The sequence below is a fragment of the Amycolatopsis solani genome (genome assembly GCF_033441515.1).
Taxonomy (GTDB): domain Bacteria; phylum Actinomycetota; class Actinomycetes; order Mycobacteriales; family Pseudonocardiaceae; genus Amycolatopsis; species Amycolatopsis solani.
Genome location: NZ_JAWQJT010000002.1, coordinates 423,741 through 436,909 on the forward strand (window position 1 = coordinate 423,741; position 13,169 = coordinate 436,909).

The window sequence follows — 13,169 nt, forward strand, 5'->3', positions numbered from 1 at the left end:
CTTGCGGCGGGAATTTGAGCGGCGGTAAATCGATCACAATTGCGGCCGAGTTGGTGTTGGTCGCGGGTGAAGAATTGAGGGTCGCGGACTTCCCGCGGCTACCCCCGCGCGGCGGTCGCCCGGGAGACGAACCGAGCCCGCCGCCGCTGAACACGCCGCTGAGGAAAGCCGCGTTCAGCGGCGTGTTCAGGGATCCGCTGCCACCGCCTCCCGATACTTCGGGCATGCCGGAGTCAGGGGGGTCCGTGGGTTCGCTCCGTCTCGACGAATGCTTCCTCGACCAAGTCCGGCGGCGGCCCGATGCCGTCGCGGTCTGCGGTGAAAGCACGCTCACCTACCGGGAGCTGGCGGCCAGGGCGATCGCCGTGGCCGCCGGGCTGCAGCGGCTGGGGGTGGAGCGGGAAACCCTGGTCGGCATGGCCTTTCCCCGTGGGGTGGACGCCGTCGTCGCCGCGGTCGGGATCACCCTCGCCGGGGGCGCCTACGTGCCCGTCAGCCCGGCCACGCCCGGGCGGCGGATCGGGGAACTGCTCGCGGACAACGACGTCGGGATCGTCGTGGCCGCCGACACCGGTCTCATCGCGGCCGCCGCGCCGGAAGGGGTCGAGGTCGTCGGGCTCGCCCGGCTCGAGGCGTGGGGGAGCGGGACCGGCAGCGTCACCCCGCCGCCGCCGCCGCTGGACGACCGGTCGCCGCTCGCGCACGTGCTCTTCACCTCCGGGAGCACCGGGAAACCCAAGGGTGTGCTCATCGAGCACGCCGGGATCTTCCGGGTCGTCCGCGAACCGCGTTTCCTCGCCTTATCGCCCGACGACCACGTCCTGCACGCCAGCCCGCTCGAGTTCGACGCCGCGACCATGGAGATCTGGGGCGCGCTGCTCAACGGGGCCCGGTTGTGCGTCGTCGACCCGGCGACCGTCGTCGTGCCGGTGCGGTTCGCCGCCGCGCTGCGGGAGCACCGGGTCACCTGGGCGTTCGTGACTTCGGCGTTGTTCAACCAGCTCGTCGACGACGAACCGGCGATCTTCGCGCCGCTGGGGAAGCTGTTCACCGGCGGGGACGTCGTGTCGCCGCGGCACCTCGAACTCGTGCGCGCGCACTCCCCGGGCTTGGCTCTCCACGCCGCTTACGGGCCGACCGAGAACACCATCTTCACCAGCGTCCACCCCATCGACGCCGAACCCGACGGTCCGGTCCCCATCGGCAAGCCGCTCGGCGGCACCACCGTGCTCGTGCTCGACGAACACGGCACGCCGGTGGCGCCCGGCGTGCTCGGCGAGCTCTGCACCGGCGGGTCCGGGGTCGCGCGCGGCTACCTCAACCGGCCGGACCTCACCGCCGAACGCTTCATCGACGTCGGCGGCGAGCGGTACTACCGCACCGGCGACCAGGCGCACCAGGACGCCGACGGCCTGCTGCACTTCCACGGCCGGGTCGACGGGCAGGTGAAGATCCGCGGCCACCGCATCGAAATCGCCGAGGTGACCACGGCCCTGTACGCGGTGCCGGGAGTCCGCGACGCCTACGCGCGCCCGGTCGGGGACACCGTGCAGGACAAGCGGCTCGTCGCCTACCTCGTCGCGCCGGACACCGACGAGGCGGCCGTCCGGGCGGAGCTCTCGGCCGTGCTGCCGGACTACCTGGTGCCCGACCAGTTCGTCTGGCTGGACCGGCTTCCGTTGAACGCCAACGGGAAGGTCGACGCGGCCGGGCTGCCCGCGCCCGGTGCGGCCCGGGCCAAGGTACGGCACACCGACGCGGAGGGACGGCTCGCCGAGCTGTGGGGCGAGGTGCTCGGCCTGCCGGCGGACACCATCGGCCCGGGCGAGGACTTCCTGGCCATCGGCGGCAGCTCGCTGAAACTCGGGGCGCTGCTGGGCAAGCTGGACCGGCGGCTCGGTGTCCGGCTGGGGTACGCCGAAGCGCTGCGCGCCCGCACGCTCACCGGGATGACCGCGGCTCTGGCCGGCGCGGCCACCGGGCACGCGCCGCCGATCCCCGAGCCGGCGCCGGGCACCCGGGTGCCGCTGCACCCGAGTCAGCTCGCGCTCTACGCGCACTGGGCGGCCGATCCGGACTCCGTGGTCTACAACGTGCCGGTGCGGCTGCGGCTGCGCGGACCCGTCGACCCGGCTCGGCTGCGGCAGGCCGTGCGGGAGCTGGCCGCCCGGCACGACGCCCTGCGGATGAGCTTCGTGCTCGCCGAGGGCGGGGTGCGCCAGGTCGCCGACGCCGGCACCGAGGTCGGCTTCGAGGTGCTCGACGCGCCGGTGCCGGACGTGCTCGGCCGGTTCGTGCGCCCGTTCCGGCTGGACCGGCCGCCGCTGCTGCGCGCGCTGCTGGTCCCGGCCGGTCCCGGCGCCCACGACCTCTACCTGGACACCCACCACATCGTGCTCGACGGCCTCTCGCTGCGGGTTCTGGTCGCCGACCTGCTCGCCCTGTACCTGGGTGCCGAGCTCGCCCCGGCGCCGAGCTTCGCCGGGGCCGCGCGGTGGTGCCACGACCGCGGCGACGACCCGGCGGCCGAAGCCTTCTGGCTCGCCGAACTCGCCGGGCCGCCCACCGCCGACCTGGCGCTCGACCGGCCGCGCGGCACCCAGCGGGCGACGCGGGGCGCGGTGGCCCGCCGGGAGCTGCCCGCCGCCGGGCTCGCCCGCGTCGAGGAGGTCGCGCGGCAGGCCGGCACGACCCCGTTCACCGCCGTTCTCACCGCGTACGTGGCGGCGCTCGCCCGGCGCACCGGGCAGCACGACTTCGTCGTCGGCACCCCGACGAGCGGCCGCACCGCCCACCCCGACCTGGACCGGGTGGTCGGCATGTTCGCGAACGTCGTGGGCCTGCGGGCGAAACCTGAGCCCGGAAGCGACCTCGGCGAGCTGCTCCGGGACCTCGACGACCGCCGCGGCGCCGCACTGTCCCATCCCGACCACCCGGCCGAGCGGCTGGCGAAGCGGCTGGGCGTCGCGCGCGACCCCGCCCGCAACGCGCTCTTCGACGCCGTTTTCGCCTACCAGGACCTGGAGTTCTACGAGTTCGCCGCCGGCGGCCTCGAAGTCTCGGCCGAGCTGGTCAACCCCGGGACCACCCGCTACGACCTCAACCTGCAGGCCTACCGGCGGCCGGACCGGCTCGTGCTCGAGCTCGAGTACGCCACCGGCCTCTTCGACCGCGACAGCGCGGAGCACCTCCTGGACGACTGCCTGCGGGCACTCGACGAACTGGCCGCCGATCCCCGGACGCCGGTGTTCAGCACCGCACCGGCGAGCGTGGATCCGGCAGAAGGGGCACCGGTCCGATGACCACCAGCAGCTGCCTGCACGAGCTGTTCGCCGCCCAAGCCCGGCGCACCCCGGACCGGATCGCGGTCGGTGACGGGCGGCGCGAGCTGACCTACCGCGAGCTCGACGAGGCGGCGGACCGGCTCGCGAGCCGGTTGCGCGCGGCCGGCGTGGGGCCCGAGGTGCTCGTGGGCGTGTGCGCCGACCGGGACACCGACCTGGTCGTCGCGATCCTCGCGGTGCTCAAGGCGGGTGGTGGCTACGTGCCGCTCGATCCGCGGTACCCGGCCGACCGGCTCGGCTTCGTCCTCGCCGACTGCCGCTGCCCGGTCGTCGTCGGGCAGCGCCGGTTCGCCGATCGGGTGCCCGGCGTGCCGTTCGTCGCCGTCGACGACCCCGCCGCCACGGAAGCGGAGCCGGTGGCGGCGGCCGCCCGGCCGGGCAACACCGCGTACGTCATCCACACCTCCGGCTCCACCGGCAAGCCCAAGGGCGTCGTCGTCAGCCACGCCAACGTGACGCGGTTGTTCGAGGTGACCCGCGCGGAGTTCGGCGTCTCCGAAAACGACACCTGGACGCTGTTCCACTCCTACGCGTTCGACTTCTCCGTGTGGGAATTGTGGGGCGCGTTGCTGCACGGTGGCCGCGTCGTCGTGGTGCCCTACGAGGTCAGCCGCGACCCCGAGGCGTTCTGGCGGCTGCTGGTCGAGCAGCGGGTCACCGTGCTGAGCCAGACCCCGTCGGCCTTCCGGCAGCTGAGCCGCGCCGCCGCGGCGGCCGGCTGGCCGGACACCGCGCTGCGGCTGGTCGTCTTCGGCGGCGAGGCCCTCCGACCGGCCGCGCTGGTGCCGTGGTTCGACCGCTACGGCGACCGCGCGCCGCGGCTGGTCAACATGTACGGCATCACCGAAACCACGGTGCACGTCACCGCGCGGCCGCTCACCCGCGAGGACACGACCGGTCCGGGCAGCCCGATCGGGGCGCCGCTCGACGACCTCCGGGTCTGCCTCCTCGACGCGGACCTCCGTCCCGTGCCCCCGGGCGAGCCCGGGGAGGTGTACGTCGGCGGCGCCGGCGTCGCGGGCGGCTACCTCGGGCGGCCCGGGCTGACCGCGCTCCGGTTCGTGCCCGATCCGGCCGGCCCGCCGGGCGCGCGCCGGTACCGCACCGGCGACCTCGCGGCCGTGCGCGACGGCGAGCTGACGTTCCTCGGCCGCGTCGACGACCAGGTCCAGTTCCGCGGTTTCCGGGTCGAGCCCGCGGAAATCGAAGCCGCGCTCACCGCGCTGCCCGGGGTGAGCGCCGCCGCCGTCGTCCTCCGGCACGACCAGGACGGCGAAGCGCACCTGGCCGGGTTCGTGGTCGCCGCGGCCGACCCCCGCGAGGTGCGGGCGGCGCTGGCCGGGACGCTGCCCGCGCACCTGGTGCCGTCCACTCTCACCGGTCTCGACGCGCTCCCCTTGACCGCGAACGGAAAGCTCGACCGCGCGGCCCTGCGCGACCGCCGCGCGGACCACCGGGAGTCCACGGTGGACGTCACCGGTGATCCGGCCGAGGTGCTGGCCGGGATCTGGGCGGGCGTGCTCGGCGTCGACCGCGTCGGGCCGGACGACGACTTCTTCGCGCTCGGCGGCGATTCCATGACCGCGATCCGCGTCGTCTCGAAGGCCCGCGAGGCGGACATCGCGCTCAGCGTGCACGGCGTGTTCCAGCACCCGACGATCGCCGGGCTGGTCGCGGCCGGACTGGAGGGCGGTGCCGAGAGCGTCACGGAAGCGACGCCCGACGAGCACGTCTACCCGGCCGCGCTCCTGCAGGTCGGGCTGATCTACGAATGCGAGATCACCGAAGATCCCACGCTGTACCACGACGTCAGCGCGGTGCGGCTGTCGGGGCCACTCGACGAAGACGCGGTGCGCCGCGCCCTGGACGCGGTTTCCGCCCGCCACGAACTGCTGCGCACGTCCTTCGACCTGGTCGGCCACCCGGAGCCGATGCAGCAGGTGCACGCCGCCGCGCCGATCCCGCTGACCGTGCTCGACGCCCCCGCCGCGGCCGATCCCGCCGAAGCGCTCAAGCTGTGGTGGGCGGGGCAGTGGCAGCGGGCGTTCGACCTGGCCGAGGCGCCGCTCGCCCGGTGCCACGTGCTGCGCCACCCGGACGGCACCTGGCACCTCGCGGTCTCGGTGCACCACTCGGTGGTCGACGGGTGGAGCTTCGCCGTGGTGCTGGCCGACCTGCTCCAAGCCTACGACCACGAACTCGGCGGGAGCGCGCCGATCGCCGCTCCGCCCGTGGCGCGCTACCGCGACTTCGTGGCGCTGGAAAGGAAAGCGGCCGCCGACCCGGAGACGGCCGCCTACTGGAAGAGCCTGCTCGACGGCTACCGGCCCGCTCCACTGTGGACGAACGGGGTGGCGGACGGGGAAGCGGTCCTGACCGTACCGCTGGCGGCATCACTGGTCGCGCAGGTGCGCCGGCTCGCGGTCAAGACCGGCGTGCCGCCGAAGTCCGTGTACCTCGCCGCCCACCTCAGCGTGCTCGGCGAGCTCACCGGGACCACCGACGTGGTCACCGGGCTGGTGACGAACGGCCGTCCGGAGCACAGCGGCGCCGAAGCCGTGGTCGGCATGTTCGTCAACACCCTCCCGCTGCGGCTGGAACTGCCGGCCGGTTCGTGGCGCTCGCTGGTGCGCGCCGCGTTCGAAGCCGAGCGGGCGCACCTGCCGCACCGGCACTTCCCGCCGGGCGAACTCCGCGCGGTGACCGGGTTCGGCCCGCCGTCGGCACTGTTCAACTACGCCGACTTCCGCGCCTACGACGGCGTCGACGGCGTCCGGGCGATCCGCGCGCACGAGTGGTGGTTCGGCGACCGCAACGGGTTCCCGCTTTCGCTGACGATCGCGCGGCGGCCGGCGGCCCCGGAGTGGGACCTGTCCGTGCGCGTCGCCGCGGGCCACGGCGGCGCCGCGCTGGCGGAGACGGCGTCCGGGCTGCTGTTCGCGGCACTCGGGCGGATCGTGGCCGACCCCGACGGGAACCCCGGTCAGACGCAGTGAATGACTCATTCATGTCGTCAGGCGACATGAATGAGTCATTCACGGCACGCGGCCGGGCCGTCAGGGGAAGCTGGGGGCGGCGAGCAGTTCACGGAGGTAGCCGGCGATGCGCAGCTCGGGCCGTTCGGCGAGCTGGAGGGCGACTCCGCGCAACGCGGTCGGGCGGTACTCGCAGGCGGCCGCCAGCCGGGCGATGGTCCCGGTCGGCTCGTTGTGCAGCCGGCGCCGTCCGGCGATCGCGGCGAGCAGGTCGCCCGCCTCCGTGGCGGAAAGCGCGTCGAGCCGGATGGGCTCGACGCCGTCGCGGACCGTCAGCTCGTCGAGGCGGTGGCGGCTGGTCACGACGGCCCGGCACGACGGCGTGCCCGGCAGCAGCGGCCGCACCTGTGCCGCCGAAGCCGCGTCGTCGAGCAGGATCAGCGTGCGGGTCGAGGCGAGCAGCGAACGGAAGTCGGCGGCCGCTTCGTTGACGTCACCGGGAATCCGGTCCGCCGGGGTGCCGAGCGCGCGCAGGAACCGGCCGAGCGCGTCGGCGGGCTCGACCGGCGTCGGGCCGGATCCGCGCAGGTCGATGTACAGGGCGCCGTCGGGGAATTCGGCGGCGTTGGCGTGCGCCCAGCGCGTGCACACCGCCGTCTTCCCGATGCCGCCGGGCCCGGTCACCAGCACCGGGCTGCGGCGACGGCCCGCCACGTCGTCGAGCCGGGCCAGCACCTGCGTGCGGCCGACGAAGTGGTTGGCCTGCGCGGGAAGTTGCTGCGGCCGGGGCCGCGGCCCCCAGTCGGGTCTTTCGCCCCGGCGGGCGGGCGGCAGCAGCTCGCCCACCAGCTCCTCGACCGGGGTGGCCCGCAGGATCGCGACCTCGGTGTCCCGTAGTTCGCGGGTCGGCTCGATGCCCAGCTCGTCGCCGAGCACGCGGCGGCCGTCGCGGAACGCCGCGAGCGCGTCGGCGGACCGGCCCGCACCGTAGAGCGCGAGCATGTAACGGCGGCGGAAGCCTTCGTGCAACGGATTCGTCGTCAGCAGCCCGGCCAGTTCCGGGACGAGGTCGGCGAACCGCCCCAGCGTCAGGCCGATGTCCAGCTGGTGTTCGTGCACGCGGAGCCGCCGTTGCTCCAGGCGCGCCGATTCGGCGTGCGCGAACCGGCCCTCCAGCCCGTCGAGCGGGGTGCCGCGCCAGGCCGCCAGCGCGGTGCGGAACAGCCGGTCTGCCTCGGTCAGGCGGCCGGCGGAAAGCTCGCTTTCCCCTCGGGACACGGCGTTGTCGAACCGCACGAGGTCGACGTCGGCGGGTGGCGCGTGCAGCACGTAGCCGGTGGGGCAGGTTTCCACCGCCGCCGGGTCCCCGTCGCTCGCGGTGAGGGCGCGCCGCACGGCCGCGACGTGCACGTGGACCTGGTTGCGCGCCGCCTTCGGGACTTCCTGCTCCCACAGCACGTCGATGATGCGCGACAGCGGGACGAGCTGGTTGGCCCGGGTGGCGAGGAGGGCGATGAGCAGGCGTTGTTTCCGCCGTCTGACCGGAACTGGTGCGCCATGCTTGGTGATCTCGACGGGGCCCAGTACGTGAACGGTCATCAGTCTCCCTGTTTCGGCCGGCACGGACCCGGATTCCGGTGTCGTGCGAAGCGGTGGTGCGCCGTCGTCCCCGCGGATTTCCGGCGGTTACGCACGCTGCCGTTTCTCGGTTCGCCACAAGGCACTGGAAAAGCGCATGATGATGATCAACCCCCAGAAGTCCCGTGGTGGCACCAGTCCCCGGTTCGGTGCCGGCGTGCCCGCGGGCAGCTCCGGGCCACTGTAGCGGAACGCCGTGATCTCGTCACTGAGATCGTTCTCCTCAGCACAGTACGGGATTCCGGTCGCGTGACCGGTTCCATATTCCACACTGTTACCGCGGCGAAAACGATCTTCACCCGAAGGAACGCACCGTCGCCCGATCATCCCAGTGCGCTGCGGGTCGCCTCCGGTTCAGCGCAGAGTCAGTGTGCGACACGACGATTGCGTTCATGGGAGCCACCGAAGGAACGACGCTGCACGAACTGATCGCCGCGCAGACGCGGGCGGCCCCGTCGAAGATCGCGGTCACCGGGCCGGACGGCGACCTCACCTACGCCGAACTGGAGCACCGGGCGGAGCAGGTGGCCGTGCGGCTCGCGGCACTCGGCGCCGGACCGGATCGCCCGGTGGGTCTCCTGGTGCCCCGGTCGGCGGCGATGATCGCGGGCATGCTGGGCATCCTGCGGGCGGGCGGTGCCTACCTCCCGCTCGACCCCGAACTGCCCGGATCCCGGCTCGCCGCCTTGCTTTCCGCCGCGGGCGCGGTCGCCGTCGTGACGACGCCGGAGCTGGCGGACCGGGTCGCCGGGCGGCCCGTCGTCGTACTGGGGGAGGACGGCGGTGAACCGGGGCCGGCCCGGCCGCCCACCCCGGGGTCGGCGTTGTGCTACGTGCTTTTCACGTCGGGTTCGACCGGCACGCCCAAGGCCGTCGCCGTCGAGCACCGCCAGTACGTCCACTACCTGGACGGGCTCGCCGAGCGGATCGAGCCGGGGTGGTCGTGGGCGCTGCTGTCGACGTTCTCCGCGGACCTGGGCAGCACCAACGTCTTCGGCGCGCTGACCACCGGCGGCCGGCTGCACGTGCTCTCCCGCGAACAAGCGGTCGACGCCCAGGCGCTCGCGGACTACTTCGCGCGCCACCGGATCGACGCGGTGAAGCTCGTCCCGAGCCACCTCGCCGCACTGGCCGGCGTGGACGGCGCCGCCGTCGCCGGGGTGCTGCCGCGGCGCCTGCTGATCTGCGCGGGCGAACCGCTGACGCCCGGCCTGGTGCGCCGCGTCCGGGCCGCCCGGCCGGACCTGGCCGTGGAAAACCACTACGGGCCCACCGAAACCACGGTCTCGATGCTCGCTTACCCGGTACCGGAGGAGGTGCCCGAGACGATCCCGCTCGGCCGCCCGTTCCGCGGGGTGCGCGTGCACGTCCTCGGGCCGGACCACGAGCCGGTGCCCGACGGCGTCACCGGGACGCTCGGCATCACCGGCGGCAACCTGGCCCGCGGTTACCTCGGCGCGCCCGCCGCCACCGCCGCCGCGTTCACGCCCGGCCCCGGCGGGGAGCGGGTGTACGAGACCGGTGACCTGGTGCGGCGGCTGCCCGGCGGGGACCTGGAGTTCGTCGGGCGCGGCGACGACCAGGTCAAGATCATGGGCTACCGCGTCGAACCCGGCGAGGTCGCCGCGGTCCTGGACCGCCACCCCGGCGTGGGGCAGGCGGTCGTCGTGCCGCACGGCAGCGGCGGCGAACGACGGCTGGCGGGTTACGTGACGGGATCCGATGTCACAGCAACGGAATTACGAGCGTTCGCCGCGGACCTGCTGCCCGAGCACATGGTCCCGTCGGCCATCGTCGTGCTGGACGCGTTGCCGCTGAACGGGAACGGCAAGATCGACCGGGCCGCGCTCCCGGATCCGTTCGCCGGGCGGGCGGCGGACCGGATCGCGCCCGGCACCGGCCCGGCCGAGCAGGTCGCCGCCGCCTGGGCCGCGGTCCTCGGCCACGACAACGTGGGCCCGCACGACAACTTCTTCGACATCGGCGGCACTTCGCTGCTGCTGATGCGGCTGCGGGCCCGGCTGGTCCAGACCTTGGAACGGGAGATCTCGATGGTCACGCTCTTCCGCAACCCCACCGTGCACCTGCTGGTGCAGCACCTCGAAGCGGCCGACGCCCCGGCGGCGGAGCCCGGCGACGGCCGCGGCCGCAGCCGGCTGACCGCGGCCGCGCGCGACCGCCGCCGCGCCGCCATGAGCGGGGGCGAGCGATGACGGGGGAGCCGACCGGGCTCGAGATCGCCGTGGTGGGCATGGCGGGCCGCTTCCCCGGCGCGGATTCCGTCGGGCGGTTCTGGGAAAACGTGCTCGACGGCGGCGAGCAGACCACGGCGTTCACCGCCGACGAGGCGATCGCCGCCGGGGTGGCGCCGGACGTGGCCCGGCGTCCCGGCTACCGGCACGTCCACGGCGTGCTCGACGGCGTCGAGCACTTCGACAACGGGCTCTTCGGGTACACGCCCCGTGACTCCGCCCTGCTCGATCCGCAGCAGCGCATCTTCCTCGAATGCGCCTGGGCCGCGATGGAAGACGCGGGGTACGCGCCGCGCACCGAAGGCGCGCCGGTCGGTGTCTACGCGAGCGTCAGCCAGAACGCCTACCTGCTTTCGCACGTGCTGAAGACGCCGGGGGCGCTGGACCACACCAGCCCGCAGGAGTTCCTGCTCGCCACCGAAAAGGACATGCTGGCGGCGCGCGTCTCCTACCACCTCGACCTGCGCGGGCCCAGCCTGAGCGTGCAGGCTTCCTGCTCGTCTTCCCTGGTCTCCGTGCACATGGCCTGCCAGGCGCTGATCGCGGGCGAGTGCGAAATGGCGCTGGCCGGCGGCGTCACCGTCCACGTGCCCCAGTACGAGGGGTACGAGTACACGACCGGTTCGGTGTTCTCCTCGACCGGGCACTGCCTGCCCTTCGACGCCCGCGCCGACGGGACGGTCTTCGGCAACGGCGTCGGCGTGGTCGTCCTCAAGCCGTTGGCGGACGCGCTGGCCGACCACGACACGGTCCACGCCGTCATCCTCGGCTCGGCGGTCAACAACGACGGCGCGCGGCGGATGAGCTTCACCGCGCCCGGCGTCGACGGGCAGGTGCGGGTCATCCGCGCCGCGCACCGCGTCGCGGGGGTGGACCCGAGCACCATCACCTACATGGAGACGCACGGGACGGGCACGTCCCTCGGCGACCCGATCGAGTTCGAGGCGCTGACCGAGGCGTTCGGCGGCGACGGCCCGCCGTGCACGCTCGGCACCCTGAAGGCGCAGGTCGGCCACCTCTCCGGGGCGGCGGGCATCGCGGGCCTGATCAAGACGGTGCTGGCGCTGGAGCACGGCGTGCTGCCGCCGAGCAGGCACTTCACCCGGCCGAACCCCGACATCGACCTCGACGGCAGCCGGTTCCGGCTGTCCACCGAACCCGTGCCGTGGGAGGGGCACCGGCGCGCGGCGATCAGCTCCTTCGGCATCGGCGGGACGAACGCGCACATGGTGCTGGAAGCGCCGCCGGTCCCGGCGCCCGGCTCGCCGAGCGGCCGCGCGTACGAAGTGCTGCCGCTGTCCGCCCGCGAGGACGAGCCGCTGTTCGCCCTCGCCGCCCGCCTGCGGGAGCACCTCGAGGACCGGCCTGACGCCGGACTCGCCGACATCGCCGCCACGCTGCAGAGCGGCCGCACGCCGCTGCGCCGCCGGGTGGCGGTGGCGGTCCCGGACCTCGGGTCGGCGATCGACGCGCTGGCCGCCGTGCGCCCGGCGACCGTGGACGCCCGCGACCGCCGGGTGGTCTTCATGTTCCCCGGGCAGGGCGCGCAACGGGCCGGCATGGGCCGGGCGCTGTACGAGACCGAGGAGACGTTCCGCGGCTGGATCGACGCCGCGGACGAGCGGCTGGACTTCGATCTGCGCGGCTTGCTGTACGCCGGCGACCCGGCCGAGAACGCGAAGGTGCTGGCCCGGACCGCCTACACCCAGCCCGCGCTCTTCGCCGTCGAACACGCGCTGGCGCGGCTGTGGACCGAGCTCGGGCTGGGGCCGTCGGCGATGATCGGGCACAGCGTCGGGGAGTACGTGGCCGCGACCCTCGCGGGCTGCTTCGAGTTCGGGACCGCGCTCGACCTCGTCGCCGAGCGGGCCCGGCTGATGCAGGAGCAGCCGCCTGGCGCGATGCTGAGCGTCAACCTGCCGGCCGACGAGGTGTTCCCGGTGCTGGACGGCGACCTCGCGGTCGCGGCGGTGAACGGGCCCGCGCTCTGCGCCGTGTCCGGCCCGGTGGCCGCCGTGGCGGCGCTGGAGGAGCGGCTGCGGGCGGACGGCGTCACGTGCCGCCGGCTGCGCACGTCCCACGCGTTCCACTCGCCGATGATGGCGGGCGTGGCCGAGCGGTTCCGGCCGAAGCTGCGCGCGGCCGCGCCGAAGCCGCCGGAGATCCCGTTCGTCTCCAACCTGACCGGCGACTGGATCCGCCCCGAAGAGGCCGGGGACCCGGAGTACTGGGTCCGGCACCTGCTCGCCCCGGTGCGCTTCCACGAAGGGCTGCAGCGGCTGCTGGACGGCCCGCCGTCGGTGCTGCTCGAAGTCGGCCCGGGAGCCACGCTGCGGTCGCTCGCCGGCAAGACCGGCGACGACCGGGTCGCGCTCGGCGGCCTGCCCGGCCCGGAGCGCGAGGCCGACGACGCCGCCTACCTGGCCCGGACGCTCGGCCGCCTGTGGGAGGCGGGCGCGCCGGTGGACTGGACGCTGTGGCGGCGGGGGCCGTGGTCGCGGGTCCCGCTGCCGACCTACCCCTTCCAGCGACGGCGGCACTGGATCGAGCCGGCCGGGACACCCGCCCCCGAGCCGCCGCCCCGCGCCGAAGCCGTCGAGGTGGCGCCCGCCGGGCTGGCGGAGATCGTCCTGCGCGCCTGGCAGGACCTGCTCGGCCTGGACCGGGTCGGGCTCGACGACAACTTCTTCGAGCTCGGCGGCCACTCGCTGCTGGCCGCCCGGATCGTCGCGCGGCTGGCCGACGAGACCGGCGTGCAGCTGCCGGGAGACGCGCTGTACGTCGCGCAAACGCCCGGGGAACTCGTCGCGCTCACCGAAGAAAACGGCTTCGCGGACGGCGGGGACGACCAGCGGGATCCGGAGGAACTGGCCCGCCTGATCGCGGAGATCGCGGAAATGTCGCCCGCGGAAGTCGAGGACCGCCTCCGCGAGGAAGCCTGACGGAAGCAGGTGTTGTTC

5 protein-coding genes are annotated in these 13,169 nt (G+C 74.1%); 4 read left to right on the forward strand and 1 reads right to left on the reverse strand.

What is annotated here, in order from left to right:
- The first annotated feature begins 245 nt into the window (after positions 1 to 245).
- Together SD460_RS22655 and SD460_RS22660 are read left to right on the forward strand one after the other, a co-directional pair.
- Positions 246 to 3,302, forward strand: coding sequence for a non-ribosomal peptide synthetase (locus SD460_RS22655; RefSeq protein ID WP_318306698.1), 3,057 nt, complete (start codon positions 246 to 248; stop codon positions 3,300 to 3,302).
- Complete coding sequence (locus SD460_RS22660; RefSeq protein WP_318306699.1) at positions 3,299 to 6,340, forward strand: non-ribosomal peptide synthetase; 3,042 nt, start codon at positions 3,299 to 3,301, stop codon at positions 6,338 to 6,340. Before SD460_RS22655 ends, SD460_RS22660 begins: the two co-directional genes overlap by 4 nt.
- Before the next feature lie 60 nt (positions 6,341 to 6,400).
- Here the strand turns inward: SD460_RS22660 and SD460_RS22665 are convergent, their stop codons facing one another.
- Entirely contained in the window at positions 6,401 to 7,918 is a 1,518-nt protein-coding gene (locus tag SD460_RS22665; protein WP_318306700.1) for an AfsR/SARP family transcriptional regulator, read from the reverse strand.
- Positions 7,919 to 8,349: 431 nt separating this feature from the next.
- Here SD460_RS22665 and SD460_RS22670 point away from each other — a divergent pair, with 431 nt between their 5' ends.
- Positions 8,350 to 10,170 (forward strand): amino acid adenylation domain-containing protein, encoded by a 1,821-nt coding sequence (locus tag SD460_RS22670; protein WP_318306701.1) that lies wholly within the window; start codon positions 8,350 to 8,352, stop codon positions 10,168 to 10,170.
- Positions 10,167 to 13,151 (forward strand): type I polyketide synthase, encoded by a 2,985-nt coding sequence (locus SD460_RS22675; RefSeq protein WP_318306702.1) that lies wholly within the window; start codon positions 10,167 to 10,169, stop codon positions 13,149 to 13,151. The genes SD460_RS22670 and SD460_RS22675 overlap by 4 nt, the downstream gene beginning before the upstream one ends.
- Positions 13,152 to 13,169 lie beyond the last annotated feature (18 nt).